Annotated in this window: 13 protein-coding genes; 4 read left to right on the forward strand and 9 right to left on the reverse strand. The window is 37.2% G+C overall.

Annotated elements, in window-relative coordinates; genetic code table 11:
• The first annotated feature begins 42 nt into the window (after window positions 1-42).
• Window positions 43-783 carry an ABC transporter permease gene (locus NHE85_RS02825; RefSeq protein WP_252809474.1) on the forward strand — a complete coding sequence of 247 codons (741 nt, stop codon included), beginning with the start codon at window positions 43-45 and terminating at the stop codon, window positions 781-783.
• Entirely contained in the window at window positions 783-1,595 is an 813-nt protein-coding gene (locus NHE85_RS02830) for an ABC transporter ATP-binding protein (RefSeq protein WP_252809476.1), read from the forward strand. The genes NHE85_RS02825 and NHE85_RS02830 overlap by 1 nt, the downstream gene beginning before the upstream one ends.
• 52 nt (window positions 1,596-1,647) lie before the next feature.
• Here NHE85_RS02830 and NHE85_RS02835 read toward each other — a convergent pair whose 3' ends face one another.
• From NHE85_RS02835 to porU, 9 genes are all read right to left on the reverse strand, one after another.
• On the reverse strand, window positions 1,648-5,880 hold the full coding sequence (locus NHE85_RS02835; RefSeq protein WP_252809479.1) for a gliding motility-associated C-terminal domain-containing protein: 4,233 nt from the start codon (window positions 5,878-5,880) through the stop codon (window positions 1,648-1,650).
• 87 nt (window positions 5,881-5,967) lie between these two features.
• On the reverse strand, window positions 5,968-7,041 hold the full coding sequence (locus NHE85_RS02840) for a mannose-1-phosphate guanylyltransferase (RefSeq protein WP_252809480.1): 1,074 nt from the start codon (window positions 7,039-7,041) through the stop codon (window positions 5,968-5,970).
• Between the two features lie 78 nt (window positions 7,042-7,119).
• The gene (locus tag NHE85_RS02845; protein ID WP_252809482.1) at window positions 7,120-7,716 is read right to left on the reverse strand and encodes a SprT-like domain-containing protein; all 597 of its coding nucleotides are present in this window, start codon (window positions 7,714-7,716) and stop codon (window positions 7,120-7,122) included.
• A gap of 11 nt (window positions 7,717-7,727) precedes the next feature.
• A complete protein-coding gene (locus NHE85_RS02850) occupies window positions 7,728-8,405 on the reverse strand; it encodes an SDR family oxidoreductase (RefSeq protein WP_252809483.1) in 678 nt (225 codons plus the stop codon).
• Window positions 8,406-9,362 (reverse strand): M20/M25/M40 family metallo-hydrolase, encoded by a 957-nt coding sequence (locus tag NHE85_RS02855; RefSeq protein WP_252809486.1) that lies wholly within the window; start codon window positions 9,360-9,362, stop codon window positions 8,406-8,408. It abuts the gene before it with no gap.
• A 189-nt stretch (window positions 9,363-9,551) separates the two neighbouring features.
• A complete protein-coding gene (locus NHE85_RS02860) occupies window positions 9,552-11,195 on the reverse strand; it encodes a pyruvate dehydrogenase complex dihydrolipoamide acetyltransferase (protein ID WP_252809488.1) in 1,644 nt (547 codons plus the stop codon).
• A gap of 3 nt (window positions 11,196-11,198) precedes the next feature.
• The gene (gene pdhA / locus NHE85_RS02865; RefSeq protein WP_252809490.1) at window positions 11,199-12,200 is read right to left on the reverse strand and encodes a pyruvate dehydrogenase (acetyl-transferring) E1 component subunit alpha; all 1,002 of its coding nucleotides are present in this window, start codon (window positions 12,198-12,200) and stop codon (window positions 11,199-11,201) included.
• Between the two features lie 221 nt (window positions 12,201-12,421).
• Window positions 12,422-13,651: a type IX secretion system outer membrane channel protein PorV gene (gene porV, locus NHE85_RS02870; protein ID WP_252809491.1), complete on the reverse strand. Its 1,230-nt coding sequence runs from the start codon at window positions 13,649-13,651 to the stop codon at window positions 12,422-12,424.
• A gap of 40 nt (window positions 13,652-13,691) precedes the next feature.
• Complete coding sequence (gene porU / locus NHE85_RS02875) at window positions 13,692-17,546, reverse strand: type IX secretion system sortase PorU (RefSeq protein WP_308219344.1); 3,855 nt, start codon at window positions 17,544-17,546, stop codon at window positions 13,692-13,694.
• Between the two features lie 203 nt (window positions 17,547-17,749).
• Between porU and gldJ the strand changes: the two genes are divergently transcribed.
• Entirely contained in the window at window positions 17,750-19,420 is a 1,671-nt protein-coding gene (gene gldJ / locus NHE85_RS02880) for a gliding motility lipoprotein GldJ (RefSeq protein ID WP_252809493.1), read from the forward strand.
• A 66-nt stretch (window positions 19,421-19,486) separates the two neighbouring features.
• A complete protein-coding gene (murF, locus tag NHE85_RS02885; RefSeq protein ID WP_252809495.1) occupies window positions 19,487-20,776 on the forward strand; it encodes a UDP-N-acetylmuramoyl-tripeptide--D-alanyl-D-alanine ligase in 1,290 nt (429 codons plus the stop codon).
• Window positions 20,777-20,808: the final 32 nt, after the last annotated feature.

Consider the following 20,808-nt stretch of genomic DNA (forward strand, 5'->3'; position numbering starts at 1 on the left):
TGGCTACAATTCGGTACTTTAGCCATTATTTTTGACTTATAAATGATAAAAGCATTACACCAGATAGGCCGCTATTTCCTTATGCTGAAGGAGGTTTTTAATAAACCTACGAAGTGGAAGGTAATGAAACCCCTAATTTTAAAAGAAGTAGACGATCTTATTATAGGCTCGATGGGTATTGTAGCATTTATTTCGTTCTTTATAGGCGGAGTTGTTGCTATACAAACTGCCCTTAACTTAACAAATCCTATTATTCCTAAATCGCTTATTGCATTTGCAACAAGGCAATCCGTAATATTAGAGTTTGCCCCTACTTTTATATCCATTATTATGGCGGGGCGTGCAGGATCATATATTACATCCAGTATAGGTACAATGCGCGTAACAGAGCAGATAGACGCTCTTGAGGTAATGGGGGTTAACTCCCTTAACTATCTTGTATTCCCTAAAATTACTGCCTTTCTGTTATATCCGTTTGTAATTGCAGTATCCATGTTCCTGGGAATTCTTGGAGGATGGATGGCTGGCGTTTATGGCGGTTTTGTAAGCAGTGACCAGTTTTTACAGGGTTTACAAACTGACTTTAAACCGTTTCACGTGTTTTATGCCTTCTTTAAAACCTTTATTTTCGGATTCCTGCTTGCTACCATTCCATCATTCCATGGCTATTTTATGAAAGGTGGTGCACTAGAAGTAGGTAAAGCCAGTACAACATCATTTGTATGGACTAGCGTTGTTATAATTTTGGTAAACTATATAGTAACCCAATTACTTTTAAGCTAATGATAGAAATTAAAGACATTGAAAAGTCGTTTGGAGAATCAAAAGTTTTAAAAGGAATTTCCACGACGTTTGAAACAGGAAAAACAAATCTTATAATAGGACGAAGCGGATCGGGTAAAACTGTTATGCTTAAAACGCTATTGGGTATACATACACCGGAAGTGGGAACTATTTCATTTGATGGCAGAATATATTCTGAACTTACTCCTGATGAAAAAAGAAAATTGCGTACAGAGATAGGCATGGTTTTTCAGGGAAGCGCATTGTTTGACTCCATGTCTGTAGAAGATAATGTAGCATTTCCGCTAAAAATGTTTACCAGTAAACGATCGAGAGAAATAAAAGAAAGGGTAAACTTTGTATTGGAAAGGGTAAATCTTGTTGATGCCAATAAAAAATTTCCCAACGAAATATCAGGAGGAATGCAAAAAAGGGTTGCTATTGCAAGAGCAATTGTAAACAACCCTAAGTATTTGTTTTGTGATGAGCCTAACTCCGGGCTTGATCCTGAGACATCTATTGTAATTGATGAGTTAATTCAGGAAATTACTAAAGAATATGATATTACAACAGTTATTAATACCCATGACATGAACTCTGTTCTACAAATCGGGGAGAAAATAGTCTTTCTTAAAAACGGTATTAAAGAATGGGAAGGTGATAATGAACAAATACTGGAAACAAGAAATAAATCTATTGTAGAGTTTGTTTACTCATCTGACCTGTTTAAGAAAGTACGCGAAAACCTGTTGGCAGAAGCCGACGATGAGGAAGGCGATCATCACCCTCATTTAGGACATGATAAAAAATAAAACAAAAAGCTCAGAGTTGATCTCTGAGCTTTTTGTTTTATACCTAATCTCCTTACTCCTCCCTTTGCAGGTAAACCCATCCGGTTACCTGTTTGCCGGCAGAAAGTGTTATAACATAATAATATGTACCTGTAGGCAATGTTCCCTTATCAGATTGCCCATGCCATTCGGAAAGATAGTTCTGCGCCTCATATACTTTTAACCCGTACCTGTTGAATATCTTTATTTCTTTTACATCAAGGTTAGAAAGGTCAAAACTATCATTCATACCATCGCCGTTTGGAGAAATACCCCTTGGTATTATACAAGATGTATTAAATATGGTAATGGTTGCGTCAGCGGTACAACCTTCGCTATTTGTAACAGTTGCTGTATAGTCTCCTTCTGCTAAATTGGTAATGGTTGCTTCATTACCTGTAAAGCTAAAACCGCCCGGCCCTGTCCAGGTGACTACTGCTCCTGCTATGTCTTCAATATTTACCACCCATAGCATATATTCATAATTTATACAGCCCGAATTTAAAACCAGATCAAAAGGATTATCATTAAGTGTAACTTCAATCTCCCTTCCTGTTGTACAATTATTATTATCAACTATAACTTCATAATTTCCAAGTTCAGAAATCTGAATGCTTGCAGACGTTTCAGCTAATTCATTACCATCAATATACCAATTATAATCAACCATTGTTCCATCAAAATTTTCAGGCATAACCGAAAGGACAGAAGTTTGCCCTTCACATAAAACAGTATTACCCTGCACAGTAAATTGTGGCAATGCATTTACAGTTACCGGTACAGTAACAGCATCCGAACTACATTCGTTAACTGTAACCTTTAAAGTATATATACCTGACGCATCAGTACTTACATTTGTAAGCAAAGGATTATGTTCGCTAGATTCAAAGCCGTTTGGTCCGGTCCATTCATAAGATGCATTGGCAATTTCGGCGGCGGTGAACTGAATATCGGATCCTTCACAAACCGGATCTAAAGAAGATACTTCAGGTGCCTGGGGAATATCGGTAAGTTGTATTGTAATAATTGCTTCATCTGTTATATCACAAATATTAGAAACTGTATATCTAAAATGATAACTACCTTCGGCAATACCTTCTGTTGCAAAAGAGCTATTTGTTAGGGCTCCTGTCGCATCTATATCTTCCCAGGCCCCTCCTGTATTTGCAAGGTTACTAAGATAGTCTTCAAGATTAACAGTATTCCCTTCATTACAAAGTTGTATAGTATTATCATCGCCTGCCATTGCCGCAGCTTCTACAGTAATGTTTACAGAACCTGCCGGAGATGAGCATTCATTAACAATAACAACAAGCGTGTAAGTTCCTGAAGCAGCCAAAGTAACGTCAGATAAAACAGGATTCACTTCTGTAGATGAAAATCCATTTGGCCCTGTCCATTCATATATAGCTCCCGGAACCTCTACAGCAGAAAGCTGTATCTCGGAATTCTCACATATAGGTGTATTACTGCTTACAATTGGCATTTCAGGTATTGCCTTTACCTGAAGTGTCAGTATTGCATCATCAGTCAGACTGCACAAACCCGTTAAAGTATATTTAAACTGATAAGTACCTTCTGCGAGCCCGGCTGTAGTAAGAGTGCTGTTATTAAGCAGACCGGTATTATCAATATCCCCCCAGTTACCTGTTGTTGCTACTCCTTCATCAAGATAGTTTTTTAAATTTATTGCAATACCATCATTACAAAAAGGTACCGTAATATCTGGCCCTGCATTGGGCAATGTATTTTCCTCTAAAGAAAAACTCAGTTCCTGATTCATACAGGATAGCGGATTATCACTTGTAATACTCACATGATAAGTAGCCGCATCTGCTGCCGAATTATATGCAGGGAAGTTTAGTACTGATGTAGTGCTTAAAACATTTTGCGGAGCTCCTTCTTTATACCATTTATAAGTTAAAAATGTAAATTGTGGAACAGAAAGAGAACTATCCTCCCCTTCACAAAAACCATTTGGCTGTATAGCAATGGGGTCTAATGCATCAATATCCAATTGAATATTTCTTATATTTCCGCATACATCGGTTACATTAAAATTATATATAGCACTTTCCAATTCTGTAAAAAGATTAGATTCCCCATTATCCACAATAAATGGTGCCCCGTCTTTTGTAGTTATGCCATAGGTTAATGGTGGTACTCCCTCAGCTATAACCGCCACTTCTGTCAGCCCTCCTTCACAGGGAAAACTGTAAGCATCTATAATTACAGGGCCATCATCAAAAGTAAAAGTATGAAGAACCTGAAAACAGCGAACATTTGCTATACTACCATTGTCATACACAAAAAATGTTTTTAAAATTCTAAATTCTCCTGTATAAGGATACCCATTATTAATCCCGTTATTTATAAGTGAAATAGAATTTAATGTATTTGCCTGTGTTCCTTCTACATAATCAAGGCCTGTCTGCGGATGCTCCCATACACCTTCGTCGGGATTATATTTCTGCAAATAAAAGCTCTGAATATAGGTACCATTGCTAATATGCTGAAATTGTATATCAAAAGAACCGCAATGCGGAACTATAGTAAAATCATTTGTTGTTACACCATAACCTGATAATGAAACAGTTCTCGTAACTTCTATACCACACGAATTAATAGTAGAAAAAGTATAACTTCCTTCCGGCAGGGAATTGATGTAAGCCCTGCCATCATTTGCTATATATGAAGCAGCATCAAATGGTAAGGGTTCCGTAAATTCAGGCGGCGCAGCTATTATAATAAGGTTTGTAAGATCTTCCCCTGTATTGTTAATTCTTATAGATCCGTATCCGGGTTCACATCCGGGGCGCTGTGATGCAGATAAGGTGGTATTATTATCTACCAATAATACTTCAAAATCTAATTCAATTTCGTAACCACAGCTATCTATAACAAAAAACGTATAAAGTCCCGGGGGAAGATCTGTTATCTGAAATTCTCCATTTGTAATATAACTACTTACATCTTTAGGAAATGGCCCCGGATATTCAGCAGGGGCAGACAACATTTCTACATACACAATTTCTTTTCCATCAACGCTAATCCCAATAGCCCCATCGATTGAACAGCTAGCATTTTGACCATTAATCTCAGGAACCTTAGGACTAGTAACAACTATAAAATCTACTGTGGTAGTTCTGCCACAGGCATCTGTTACCTCAACCGTATAATCTCCCTCGGGCACATAAGAACCTGAAAATCCATAACGGGTAGTATCCGTCACAAAAGTTGGATGTCCCGCATTAGATGCAACAGGATCAAAATCATCCGGTGCATTAATAAAATTTACAGTATAAGGCGCAATAAACAACTTTGGAGCAATTGAGAAGAAATTGTCTTCACAATTCTCTGTTTCCGGCTTTACATCTACGGTAAATTTTTCATTAATTATATTATTATTTCTGGTATATACATTACCACAGGCATCTGTAACTTTCAAATTATAACTATATTCCTGATCATTGTAAAACGGAATCTCCAAAAACAGTCCTCCAGAACCATCAACTGTCTGATTCAAAACTACAGGTGTTCCTCCCCCGGGAGGAAAAACAGTGATCTGAACTGTAAGAGGATTAAAAATTTCACCATCCGGCACAGTTAATAATCCATGCGACACACCTATAGTATTACATGATATTAAAGATTCAGGATTTCCGGAACTAATAGTGATTCCGGTTGAAGCCTGCAAAACAGTCACACTGATAACAACAGCTTCACCACAATTATCAAAAACACGAACAGTATAAAGTCCGGCGGGTAAACCTGTAAAAATATTTGAAGTCTGCAGAGGTTTAGTTACAGGACCCGCAGTAATTTCATACTGAACTGCATTTCCTGAAGTTACGTTTACAGTAATTGTACCATCAAAACCACACTTAACTTTGGTAAAGCTAAGTGTATAACTGAGGGGAACAATTAAATCATTTATAGTTGCAGTCTGCGTATTTGTACTGGTTTGTCCGTTCAGAGACTGTGTAGCAGTTATACTATAATTACCACTTCCAAGCCCCGGAACATTGGGTGTTGGAGTAGTAATTACTGGCGTTGTAGTGTCAGGTAATAAATAAACTGAGTAGCTCATTGTAGCTCCCGGAGTAGTACCGGAAACCGAGAAACTTAATGCCCCGTTATTTAAACATGTCTGGTCAGTTACAGTGACAGCAAAGTTAAAAGGAGGCAACTGTGCAAATAATTGCAATGATAAAAAGAGCGTTATTAAAGTTAATAACCCCCTTCTGTTAGGTAATAATTGGTTCATTACTGTTAGTTTAAGTATCAATAAAGATATTGATTCTTATAACGTACAGGTAAAAACTTACAAAATTTAACATAATTCATTATGGAATTATGCCTTTTTACGAGAAGATGTTACTAATTGAGTAATTTTTTTTATTTCCTGTTCTTTCTCTTTAGGGTAAATAAGTAGTATATCTTCTTTATCTACAACAATATAATTATGTATGCCGTCAATTATAATAGTTTTTCCTTTATCAGCCCTGATTATATTATTTGTGGCATCTTCTAAAAAAACTGTTGCGTTTACAACAGCATTATTATTTTCATCTTTATTAAGCTTGTCATGAAGTGAACCCCATGTACCAAGATCATTCCAGTCAAAAGCTGCAGGAACAACATACACATTCTCTGCTTTTTCCATAACAGCGTAGTCAATAGAAATATTCTCGCTCTTAATATAATTGTCTTCTATAAAGTCCTTTTCGGCATCCGTATTATAACTATCATACCCTTCCATAAATAAATTATACATTTCGGGCTGAAATTTTAAGAAAGCACTGATTACAGATTTTACACTCCATACAAAAATGCCCGCATTCCAAAGGAAGTTACCACTTTCAAGAAATTTCTTTGCTGTGGCATAATCAGGCTTCTCCCTAAACTGAGAAACCTTTTTTATAAGCCTTTCATTTTTATTATCATACTCTATATAGCCATAACCGGTATTAGGAAAAGTAGGCTTTATTCCTAATGTCATTAATACCTCTTCTTTTTGTGCACAATTAAAAGCATGCTGAAGATTATCTATAAAAGCATTTTCATCTTCAATCCAGTGATCTGTTGGTGCAACCACCATTATTGCATCCGGATTTATTTTTTTTATTTTTAATGTTGCATATAAAATACACGGAGCTGTATTGCGCATTGCAGGCTCAAGCACAATTTGACCAGGTGCTACCTGAGGGAGCTGCTCAAGCACAATGTCATTGTATATTTCATTGGTAAGTATGAGTATGTTCTCTTCAGGAATAAGTTTAGTTAGCCTGCCAAATGTTTTTTGGATAAGGGTTTCACCTGTACCCAGCATATCGTGGAATTGTTTAGGAAACTGAGCAGTACTTACCGGCCAAAAGCGTGAGCCTACTCCGCCTGCCATTAATACTGCATAATAATTTTTGTTCATTTTTATGGCTTTAATTTCTAAGTAAAGATTCCACTAAATAAGTAAAATTCAAAACCGTTTAATTTTCATTTAACACAGTTAGGGCAAAAGTTCAACCTCTGCATTAGGATTAAACAAATATACCCTTCCGGTACTTACCTCCAAGCATTCAAAACGCTTAACGCGCTGTGCCCCTTTTTTAAATACCTTACCGTTATGTATCCTGAAATTACTCCCGTAAGGCAATTCAAATATATAATTCTTTTCTGACCTTTCATCATACTGTTTCAGGGCTATAGAAAGGGTAGCATCCGTATCACTGCTGGCTTTTGGATTTCTGAAATGTCTTGCCAGCAAGGGCAGTAATTGCGAAGGAAATATTTCCGGCCTTATAAACGGAATCATAAGCCTTTGAAAGGTACTCTTCCATTCGTCTCCGTGAGGCTTAATATTCCTGCCATATTTTTCAAAAGCTGCTAAATGTGCTATCTCATGAATAAGGGTTATTAAAAAACGATACTTATTTAAATTTGCATTCACTGTAATCTGATGCATACCGTTATTGTCTCTGTGGTAGTCACCGTGACGTGTTACGCGTTCATTTACAATTTTTAAGTTTACCCCATACAGCTTTATCAGTTCAAAAACCGTATCTGTAGCATGTTCGGGCAAATATGGTGCAAGTATATGTTTCACGTTATCTTCTCCTATGGTGTTGTACTGGACACCTGAAGTACCTTTCCATTAAAATACGTATTACCTGTTAAGGCAAAATTAAAAATATAGTCACTCATTTGTTTAGGCGAGAGTGGAGCCTGATATCCTGGAAATGCCTCCTGAAGCATTTCGGTATTTACAGCTCCCAATGCCAACACATTAAATGCAATACCCTGCTCTTTATATTCTTCTGCCAAAAGCTCACTAAGTGTTATTACAGCTCCTTTACTGGAGCTATAGGCTGACAGGCCTGAAAACTTAACTGTTCCCTGAACCCCGCCCATGCTACTTATAGTAACTACATGTGCGCCTTGCTGCATATATGGCAAAACTACTCTGTTAAGAGCCACTACACCAAACACATTTACTTTATATATGTATTCAAATTCATCTGCTGTGATATCAGCAAATGGCTTTAACAGCAAAGCACCGGCATTATGAATAACAATATCAACTTTATGCCACGCAGATTCTATAAAATCTTTAACCTGTTCAAAACCATTACCTGAAGTAAGATCAATGCCTAAACATGAAATATTATGGTTTTCTATAAATGCCTGTGGTATTTTCCGTGATATTGCAAGTACATTATGCCCTGCATCAGCAAACTGCAAAGCAAGCTCATAACCTATGCCCCTGCTGGTGCCTGTTATTATAATATTTTTCATTTATTTCTTTAATACAATTTCCTGTGTTGGCGCATTTACCATTTTTTCAACTACCGGAATCATCTGCTGTATAAACGCAGTCATATGAGTGGTATCCATCTGGTCAAACTCATCGTCCAGCTTATGGTAAAATTTAAAGGTTGACATCTCTGTAGTGCTTAATGTATGAGAAGGAATATTAAATTCTAAAAAAAACGGATAATTATCAGATGCCCTGAATAATTGATACTGCATTTCAAAGGCGTTGGAACCTATGATTCTTTTTCCGGCATATTCATTAAATTTATCAGCCATATTGCTTCTGCCATATCCGGTAATAAATGCCAGCAGATCTCCACCGAGCTGAACCCCCGTCATTTCAAAATTAAGCATACAATAAATATTGAAATTCTGGTCTTTTAATTTTTTAGCCAGGTGTTTAGATCCATAAAGTCCTTCTTCTTCTGCCGAAAAAAAGCAAAATAAGATGCTTCGTTTATTAGATTTCATTTTGCCATAATAATTAACAAGTTCAGCAACTGTTGTTGTACCTGTAGCATTATCATCGGCACCGTTATAAATATAATCACCATCAACAGGCTTATCTGTTGTACCTATATGATCGTAGTGCGCCCCAATAACCACAAATTCTTTTTTAAGCTCAGCATCTGTCCCTTCCAGATATCCTACAACATTATAAGTTGTTGGTGTAAAATTAGTAAGCGTATCATTATAAGAAATGAAATAAGGTTTAATACCATTTTTAACAAAAATATCTTCCAGATATTTGGCCGCTATTTCTGCTTCTTTGGTTCCGGCGTTACGGCCTTTTAGTTCATCGGAAGTTAAAAACTTGAGTGTTGTTATTACTGATTTTTCATGAACTTTATATAAAGCATCTGTTTTTTTCCTTTTCTGCGCAAAAGCAGAATTAATACTTAACAGAGCTAAAAGGAAAACGTAAAGTATTTTTTTCATGTGATGTGATGTATTCCGCTAAAATAAGAAAAAAATACCACTTGATTTTAATGATGCCCTATGGATATACCGGCCAACTCCTCTTAACTTAAAATTAATCTACTATATATAAAACAGTAACTTGCAGAAATAAAATATCCGCCCTGAATTAACTTCAGGACGGATATTTATTAGGACTATAATCCGTAATTATGCAAGCATAGTTACCGGATTTTCAATATATTGTTTAAGTGTTTGCAGGAACTGAGCTCCTGTAGCACCATCAACCGTTCTGTGATCACACGTAAGCGTAACTTTCATTACATTACCTACAACTATCTGGCCATCCTTAACAACAGGTTTTTGTATAATAGCGCCTACCGAAAGAATTGCAGAATTTGGCTGATTAATAATAGAAGTAAACTCCTGAATACCAAACATACCTAAGTTAGAAACCGTAAACGTACTTCCTTCCATTTCGGCAGGAGCAATTTTTTTGTTTTTAGCTTTGCCTGCAAGATCTTTAACAGCAGCACCTATTTGAGACAGACTCATATTGTCGGCAAATTTAAGTACCGGTACAAGAAGTCCGTCTTCAACAGCAACAGCAACGCCTATACTAATATGTTTGTTGTAAATGGTAACATCATCTTTCCACTGTGTGTTAACCTGCGGATGTTTTCTCAATGCCATAGCACATGCCTTAACTACAAGATCGTTAAACGATACTTTAGTATCCGGCACTGCATTAATAACACCGCGCGAAGCAATAGCATTATCCATATCAAGCTCTATAGTAAGACTATATTCCGGAGCTGTGAATTTAGATTCAGCCAGACGACGCGCAATAGTTTTACGCATCTGGTTATTTTTTACTTCTTCAGTACTTACCTCACCTGCAGGAATAAACGGCTTAACTTCAGCTTTTGCAGCACCTTGCGGAGCAGCAGCCTGTTGTGCAGCCTGTGGAGTATAATTTTCTATATCTTTTTTAACGATACGGCCATTTTCGCCCGAACCTTTAACCTGATTTAGGTTTACACCTTTTTCTTCAGCAATCTTACGTGCTAATGGGGAAACAAATAGTCTTCCGCCATCGTTATTTGCAGCAACAGCCTCCTCAGCTTTTGGAGCTTCAGCCTCTTCTTTTTTACTCTCTTTAGGAGTATCGGCTTTTGCTTCAGCAGCAGGAGCGCTTCCTTCTTTACCTGTAATACCCGAAACATCTGTACCGGCAGGACCTATTATTGCAAGAAGACTATCTACCGGAGCAGATTCGCCTTCCTGAACACCTATTTTTAAAAGCGTACCTGATTGGAATGATTCAAACTCCATAGTAGCCTTATCAGTTTCTATTTCAGCAAGAATATCGCCTTCCTTAACTGTATCTCCTACTTTTTTAAGCCATGTAGCAACAGTACCTTCTGTCATAGTATCACTAAGGCGCGGCATTGTAACTACAATAACTCCTTTAGGCAATTCTGAAGACGCAGCAGGCGCAGCTTCAGCAGCAGGTTTTGATTCTTCTTTTTCTTCTTTCTTAGTTTCTTCTTTCTTTTCAGATGATTCAGCAGCAGGAGCCGCTTTACCCTCAAGCAAAGCAGAAATATCCTCACCTTCTTTACCTATTACAGCAAGAACTGAATCTACTGGAGCAGTTTCACCTTCCTTAATGCCTATGTACAGTAATGTACCTGCATCAAAGGCTTCAAACTCCATTGTTGCTTTATCTGTTTCAATCTCAGCAAGTATATCGCCTTCTTTAACGGTATCACCTACTTTTTTAAGCCACGTAGCCACAGTACCTTCGGTCATGGTGTCGCTAAGGCGCGGCATTGTAATAATTTTTGCCATGATTTATTGTAGTTTATGTGGTAAGAATGGATAATCTTTTTGATCGTAAACAACGTCATACATAACGTTTAAATCCGGATATGGAGATTCTTCAGCAAATTTCTCGCATTCTTCCACAAGGTCTTTTACCTTTTGATCAATTGCTTCAATTTCTGCTTCAGAAGCATAGTTATTCTCTTTTATAATATCAAGAACCTGAGTAATAGGATCAATTTTTTTGTACTCCTCTACTTCTTCTTTGGTTCTGTAGTGCTGTGCATCACTCATTGAGTGCCCACGGTAACGATATGTTTTCATTTCAAGGAATGTAGGCCCGTCACCTCTTCTTGCTCTCTCAATGGCTTCATGCATAGCCTCTGCAACTTTAATCGGGTTCATTCCATCAACCGGCCCACATGGCATTTCATAACCAAGTCCCAGTTTCCAAATATCTGTATGGTTAGCCGTACGCTCTACAGATGTACCCATTGCATAACCATTGTTCTCAACAATAAATACTACAGGAAGTTTCCATAGCATAGCCATGTTAAATGCTTCATGAAGCGAACCCTGACGTGCAGCACCATCACCAAAATAAGTAAGAGTTACACCTCCGGTATTAAAATATTTATCGGCAAATGCCATTCCAGCACCTACAGGTATTTGTGCACCAACAATACCATGACCTCCATAAAAACCGTGTTCTTTAGAGAAAATGTGCATAGAACCGCCAAGTCCTTTAGATGTTCCGGTGGCTTTACCTAAAAGCTCTGCCATAACCCTTTTCGGATCTACGCCCATACCTATTGGCTGAACGTGGTTACGGTATGCAGTAATCATTTTATCTTTAGAAAGGTCCATTGCGTGCAATGCTCCGGCAAGAACTGCTTCCTGGCCGTTATATAAGTGAAGGAAACCTCTAACTTTTTGCTGTATGTATAAAGCTGCCAGTTTGTCTTCAAACTTCCTCCAAAACTGCATATCCTCATACCACTTCAGGTAAACCTCTTTTGTTATTTCTTTCATTTGCTAAATTATTGTTGCTGATGTGATTTTTAAAAAATGTTTTTCTTAAAGCGCAAAAAGTTTCCTCACACAAATTTGCGAAATGCAAAAATAAGACTTCCCTTTAATAACAAAAAAAATTAAGCTAAGTATTTTGTTATTTTTTAGCAGGTAGTTATTGCTTTTGTTATTATACCAAAAAATAAGGGATTCCGAAGAATCCCTTTATTGTAAATTATCTACTAATATTCATCGTAATCGTCTCCGAAATTGAAGCTAAGTGAAAAACGAAGTGTATTTTCAAGCGGATTTCTAACCTGTGATGCAGAGAACAGGTAAGATACATCTATTTTTACCACTGTGTACCTGAAACCGGCACCAAGAGAGAAAAATTTACGTGCTCCTTTACTCTTGTCTTCATTAAAGTAACCTAACCTGAACATAAAGGCATCCTGATAAGAATATTCCGCACCAAGTGAATAGGTAATTTCTTTAAGCTCTTCACTAAATCCGCCCGGAGCATCTCCAAAAGATTTGAATATACCGGACACCCAGCCTATATCATTATATTTTTCCCTGTTTTCAGCATTCTGATTAGAAGCCTCATCACTAGCCTGCTGAATTTCACTATTATCTATAGTACCATCTCCATTAAGATCTACAGGATTAGCCTGAACAGTAGCATAAGGTGTTGGCACTAACAGCTTAGCCAGTTCAAGATTTACACCAACTTTATTATACTCATCAAATATAAAATCAAAGCCCCCGCCAAGCCTTAGTGTAGAAGGCAGGAAGTTTGAACTTAAATCAGGATCATTGTCATAACTAATTTTAGGACCGATGTTTTGTATATTAAGACCACCTCTCCAACGGCCGTCAAAATCCGTGTAAGCAATTTCTTCAGACTGATAGAAAGCTGCAATATCAAAAGCAAAAGATTTGGCTGCTCTTGCATCTCCGCCACCCGCAGATTCGGGTATTCTTAAATTAGAACTGATAAAACGTCCTGCAATTGCCATCGAGAACTGCTCATCAAGCTTTAGAGCATACGATAGATCTACAGCCAATTCATTAGGAGATCTTATGATCGCTTCCTGATCAGGATTATCTCGAATCTCAATATCACCTAAACCAAAATAGCGAAGGCTACCTGCAAAAGCACTCCTGTCGTTAATCCTGTTATAATAAGTAACCTGTCCCAACGATATATCATTAGCAATGTTAGTAAGGTAAGGTGTATAGCTAAAGGAAAACCCTTGTTCTTTTAATGCGAAGGCATATTTAGCGGGATTCCATTGCTGTGAGAAAACATCGGTAGATGTAGCAACTCCCTGGTCTGCCATACCCGCCGAACGGGCATCTGCTGCTATTGTTAAAAACGGAACTCCTGTAGTAATTACCCGATTATCGTTTTGGGCTTTCGCCATTTGCACTCCTAAAATAGAAAGTGCTATCAAGATTATCTTTTTCATTCTTGTTTTGAAAATTTAAAGGTCACAAATATAATGTTTTTTACAGCAATACAAGTTTTTCGTATTTTTCTGCAGTTTTATTAGTAGTGGTAGACCTTACAGTAAGCTTGTAAACATACACTCCCTTACCTATACGGTCTCCAAAATCATCTTTACCATCCCATTTAATTTCACGGCACAAAAACCCATCGGTAGTAACCGACTGATTTATCGTCTTTACAACTTTACCGGTTACTGTAAATATCTGCACCTGAACATCCAGTGGCTCAAAAGGCCGGTTATGGGTAAACCAGAATTCTGTGTAACTCACAAACGGATTCGGATAATTAAGCACTTTATCCAATGTTAAACCTTCATCTCCCACAACCACAAACTGAATTTCGGCAGTAACCAGATTATTATATACATCCCATGCTTTAAAGGTTAACGTATGCAACCCTTTTTCCAGATTACTGAACGGAAAACGAAGTGCGCCTTTCTGATAATTATCAACTTCGGTTTCATAATAGTCGTTCATTATATATGGATTATTTTCATCTCCATCCAATATTCCTAATATATCATGGCCAATACCACTTGCTGTATTAATACCATGCTCGTCTTCCAGAAATGCCAGGAATATTGGCGATGCATTTGTAATTCCTCCCGAAACAAAAGATTCATCATTCATATACAGCCTCACTTTTGGCCCTGTATTATCTGCTTCAGCATTTTCATTTACCCCTCCAATTTTCACATCAACACTATAACCCTGCTGGTCTTCGGTAATATTAGCTCTTTTTGCATAAAAACTAACCCTGCCATTTGCTATAGGAACACGAATATCACGAGGCACAACAAAACCAAATTCAAATTGCCCATTAACAACCGACGCATTACCTCTGAATATTGTTTCCCCTAATATTTTAAAAGGAGTTTTAATAATATTTCCCGAACTGTCAGTTACACCATCATTACCCAAGGTTATCCTGTCAATATCCTTATCAAAAACAGTAACCTCAAGTTCACCGTTATAATTTGTTATTGTAGTACCGCTTTCATTAACAACATTTCCTCCCAGTTTTACATAAGCAAGAGAATTAAGCGCCCCTGTAAAATCGGATATAGGAGTATCATTAATAGTAGTAAGTTTTATTTCCGGTTTTGGTATTGCAAGCATCAATGCCGGATCACCAATAAAACATATCATCCTAATATTTTTATTATTCTGCTCAATCTTAGTTCTTCGCAATGCTTCTGCCATAGAAGGAAATTCACTTTCCCCATAAGCATAAAGATGTTTCACTATAAGCGGATTAAATTTATAAGCAGCACTTATAAACAAGGCACGGGTTGTACTCATCATGCCTATAGCACCTCCTTTAGGGTTCCAATAGGTATATTCTCCAACTGTTGGCCTGTATGGATTATCAAATTTTGTAATTTCACAGCTTGCCGTTATAAACAAAGGATACTTACCTTTATTAAATAAGTTATCGGCATCCGTTTTATTATACATACGCTCACTTGCCATGCCGTCTTCACCACCATGGCCAAGATACCCAACCACTAAAGAGCCATAATTTATAGCCCTTATAAACTGTTCTTTGGCATCGGGATAACGCTGACCTCCGGCAGAAGCCTGCTGAACATAAGCATCTGTATAAATTTTTCTGATATTTACAAACGGCCGGGCAGCATTAAGTTGTATAGCCAGACTATCCATTTGAGGAATAAAGTCCTGAGAGCCATCACCATCAAGATCATCAGCCATAACTATAAATTCATTACGCCATCTGCCATACGATTCCGGACTTTTATACTCAATCACCTTATTCACCATTTCATCCGCTAACTTCTTATCTGTAACAAGCATTCTTCCAACAGCAACGTCTAATCCTTCAGGACCTGAAAGAAGCATAGCACCTTCTTCCGGGTCCATCAATCCGTAAAAATCATCTGTAATAAAAGTAGTTACTACACTATAATTATTAAAGGTTGGGGAAGGATCATACCCCTGCATTATAGGCACTATATTGGTATTATTGGGCGTTCTGTTTTTATAATCAAAAGAGGCATCTCCAAACAAATTAACATACTTTATCCGCTTGTCACCGGATGATGCATTATAATAAACATATTTAACCAGATTTCTTATAGCGCCAATATCCTGTTTACCCGAAGAAAATTCCTGATAGATATTTTCAAGGTTTACAACTTTTACATTCATTCCTTCCTGGCGGTGAAGGTTAGCAAGCCTTTCAGCCGAAGAACTTAAATTAGCAGGTGTAACTATTATATAATCTACATCCTGAAATTGGCCTGAAGCATTATTAAAAATCGTACCTTTTATATTCTGATTTGCAACATGCGTGTGACTCTCACGTTCAGGGGTAAAATAATTTGAAGGAACAACAGCCACATATTTTCTAATTTCACCAAGAGCAGCCTTAAATGAGAACTGAGACTGAAGGCCTTCATTTACCATTCTTCCTGCATTATAAATGTCGGTAATATCCCATACTTCACTTATACTGGAAGCATTAGACATATTATACTGTATTATTCCATTATTCGTTGCAGCGTCATTGTACTGAAATCTAAACTGCCTGCCATTTCCTGTCAATTTTCTTTTAGCCTGGACTATAATGTAATCCAGCCATGCATTAGACCCCGGAGCACCATTATTATTATAAGTCAGCTCAACTTTAATTGTTGTACCTGCAGGAGTATAACTTCCAATTAAATTATCCTCCTTAGCAGCCTCAAGCTCCTGTAATTGCCCGAAATTCAAATTACCCAAAACCTGTCCGTTTACCTTAACCGTCATAGATGTATTTGTAACTGATGCTGCCGCAGCACTAACCTTTATTGAAACAGGTGAAAGGTCAATATCAGGAACAACAAATTCAAATTCCTGTTTATTATTAACGTTAAAGGTTTCCCCATGCCATTTTCTGCCAAGCCTTGCTATATTCACTAAATCTTCCTCATGATACTGATATTCATCAAAAACAGAGGTAGTAAGTGTTGCCGCACCGCCGGGCTGCCCCATAACGGAAACCCTTTTACCCGGGCCGCCTTGCGAAGTAACATAGTAATAAGAACGATCTGAATACAAATTATTATGACTGCCATTTTCCTGACTCCAGTTATCAACTCCTTCTGCATAAAACAGAATATAATCACCAGAGCCAAAATCACCGTCTTCCTCTCCTATAAACCTAATAGCATTTTCAGCAAGGTCTGAAGGATAGGGAGTGCTGTTTTTTAGCGGCACCATTCGGCCACCGTTACCGTATATTTTTATATTTCGCGGATCAGTATTAGTATCAAAACCTAATTGCTGTAAAAAACTCTTTGTTATTTTATATATACCTGACTTTTCTACATAAAAACGATACCACTCTCCGGAAGCAAGTACAGAATTAGATAATTCATCAAAATCATTAATACCAAACGTAGTCATTTCAGCTCCTATAGAATAAGAAAAGGAAAAAGACTTTATTCTTTTAAAGCCACTGCCCTCCTTAATAACAGGAGATAAAGACAATGAAGCATAACGCTCATCCCTGGCTTTAGAAACAGAAATATCAGCATTTATTGAAGAAGGAATATTTTTAACCGAAAGATCGCCAAGCTGCTCACGGCTTATACTTTCATAAACAACATTTTGAATTTGTAAAGAATTTTTAGGCACAAACCCGGACACAGGAAAAGCATATCGGAAAAAAAGCTGCTTATGATGAAAATCAAAGTCCAGGTACTCATTCTGAAACTGAGGTATAGTAACTTTAACGTCCGCAATAAAAGACTTCATATTATCAGTCCAATTCAATACAATTTCATTCTTTTGCTGGGCAAAAGAGAAGATAGTATATAGAAGAGCAAAAAAGAGTAATCTGTTTTTCATCATTGAAAGAACGCAGCTATGCGTAATATATTACAGTATATGTAAAAAAAATTATTACAAACCGATTGCAATATTACTTCAAAAACACCGTTATAAAAACAGACATTTAACATAATTTTAGATTTTTGATAAAAATTTCTAAAACGTGTTGCGGTTTAATGGTTAATTATTATATTGCGCCACGAAATTTATTTACCTACTGAAAGATGAAAGTTAACAAAATCACGGCTTTACAGTTGCTGCTTGCATTCGCAGTTGCATTTGGCTTTACTGCGTGCAGTAAAAAAGGGTCTAATGGTAATTCCACGGCTACAGGCTGGAAGATCAATGACAAGAAAGGTGGATTCCAACACAACTCCAAGTACAAAAAGCAGGAAACTGCTCCCGGACTTGTAGAAGTAGAAGGCGGAACGTTTACTATGGGTAGAGTTCAAGACGATGTTATGCACGATTGGAACAACACTCCAACCCAACAGCACGTTCAGTCTTTCTTTATGGATGAAACAGAAGTTACCAATGTAATGTATATGGAGTATCTTGATTGGCTAAAGAGGGTTTTCCCTCCAACAGAAGAGAACTACAAAAACATTTATGTAGGTGCTTTACCCGACACCCTTGTTTGGAGGAGTGCTTTGGGTTACAACGAAACAATGACTAACAACTACCTTAGACATCCGGCTTATTCAAACTTCCCTGTGGTAGGTGTTAACTGGATACAGGCTGTAGAATTCAGCAAGTGGAGAACTGACCGTGTTAATGAGTCGGTACTTGAAAGAGAAGGCTACATTAAAAGAGATGCAAAAATTCTTGATGTAACTGCTGAAACTACTTTTAGCACTGAAGCTTATCTTGAAAGCCCTACTAAAAGCTATGGCGGAAACGAAGAGATCGTATTGAAAGGTCCAAGAAATAAACTTGCTAATAAAGAAAATGCTACAAACGTATATGCTCAGAGAACTTCAGGAATTATCCTTCCTGAGTACAGACTTCCAACTGAAGCTGAATGGGAATATGCTGCTGTTGCCCTTGTAGGAAACCGCGAATATAACCTTTACAGAGGTGATAAAAAATATCCTTGGAAAGGTTCATACACACGTAGTGGTAAAAGAACAAGTAAAGGTGACCAGTTAGCCAACTTTAAACAAGGTAAAGGTGACTACGGAGGAATTGCAGGATGGTCTGATGACAATGCAGATATCACAGCGCCTGCAAAAAGCTACCCACCAAATGACTTTGGTCTGTATGATATGTCTGGTAACGTAGCTGAATGGGTAGCAGATGTTTATCGTCCAATTGTTGATGATGAAGCAAATGACTTCAACTACTATAGAGGTAACGTCTATATGAAAAACAAAATAGGTGAAGATGGCAGAGCTGAAATCGTAACTACTGACAATATAGAATACGATACTTTAAGTAACGGAAAAATACAGTACAGAAATTTACCCGGACAAATTGCTCAGGAGCAGATTACTTCTGATGACACTTACCTTAGACAAAATTATACTAAGGGTGACAACAGAAACTACAGAGATGGCGACAGACAATCTACACGCTATTATAACTTTGGAGATACTGATGAAGAAAGAGGTACTGTGAACGAAGCGGAAAGAATGTACGATTCTCCTAAGCACCTTGTTACAAAAGACAGCCTTGGTAACATGGTAAGAGAATATGACAAGTCTTCTGAAAGAACAACCCTTATTAACGATAATGTAAGAGTTTATAAAGGTGGTTCATGGAGAGACAGAGCTTACTGGTTAGATCCTGCACAGAGAAGATACTTCCCTCAGGATATGGCTACAGACTACATCGGATTCAGATGTGCTATGTCTAAAGTAGGTCCTAAATCAGGAAAAAAGAAAGCCAGAAACTAATTAAGTTTCAATTTACAAAATATAATAAAAGCCCTATCTTAGGGCTTTTATTTTTTTATTTGCCTTATGGAGACAAAAGACCTTTACAACTACTTTTTACAATGCGCAGGTATTATTACCGACACACGTAAAATAACACCTGACTCAATGTTTTTTGCCTTAAAAGGCGAAAACTTTGACGCTAACACTTTTGCATCTGAAGCTTTGCTAAAGGGCGCAAAATATGTTGTTATAGATAACCCGGAATATAAAACCGGAGATACTACCCTGCTTGTTAATAATACACTGGAGGCACTTCAGCAACTTGCGCAACACCATCGCAGGGAATTGGGGCTGCCTATAATAGCACTTACGGGCAGTAATGGTAAAACAACTTCTAAAGAGCTTATTAATGCAGTTCTTTCTAAAAAATATAATACAACGGCAACTATAGGAAATCTTAATAACCATATTGGCGTGCCGCTAACACTACTATCTTTTACTAAAGAAACTGAAATAGGTATTGTAGAAATGGGTGCTAATCATCAGCAGGAGATTTCTTTTTTGTGTACCATAGCAGAACCCAATTTTGGATATATTACAAATTTCGGAAAAGCCCACCTGGAAGGTTTCGGAGGATTTGAAGGTGTTATAAAAGGTAAAAGCGAGCTTTATGACTACCTGTCTGCAAATACAAAAACAGCCTTTGTTAATCTAGATGATACTATCCAGAAAGAAAAAACAGCTCATATATCCCGTTTTACATTTGCATTAGATGATTACAACTGTGATGTAAGGATTGAAGCTGTAAAAGCTGATCCAATGGTAACTGTTAAATATAATGGCCTTGATATTAAATCTCATCTTATAGGTATTTATAATGCAGCTAACATAAGTGCGGCTATAGCTATAGGAAATCATTTTAAGATAAGCGACATAAAAATTAAAGATGCCATTGAAGGTTATATACCTGCCAATAACAGATCGCAGCTGATTGAAAAAAACAACAACAGCATAATTATGGATGCGTACAATGCCAACCCGAGCAGTATGAGCGCAGCCCTGACAAATTTTCTTCAACTCGAAACTGAAGGGAGTTATAAAATCGCTGTATTAGGTGATATGTATGAACTGGGTAATGAAAGCCTTGCCGAACATTTAAAAATAGTACAGTCTTTAGAAAATGCAGAAGATACAGAGGTGTATTTTATAGGAAAGAATTTTTATTTTAATAAAACAGATGCCCCTCACCTGCACTTCTATGAAACATATGATAGTTTTAAAGACTATTTCTCAACTCTGGCACCAAAAGGAAAAACAATTTTAATAAAGGGTTCAAGGGCAATGGCACTTGAAAGAACCTTAGAACTTATATAAAAAGAAGCTTGCCAATGGCAAGCTTCTTTTTA

This window comes from Flavobacterium sp. NRK1 (assembly GCF_024054175.1).
Classification (GTDB): domain Bacteria; phylum Bacteroidota; class Bacteroidia; order Flavobacteriales; family Flavobacteriaceae; genus Flavobacterium.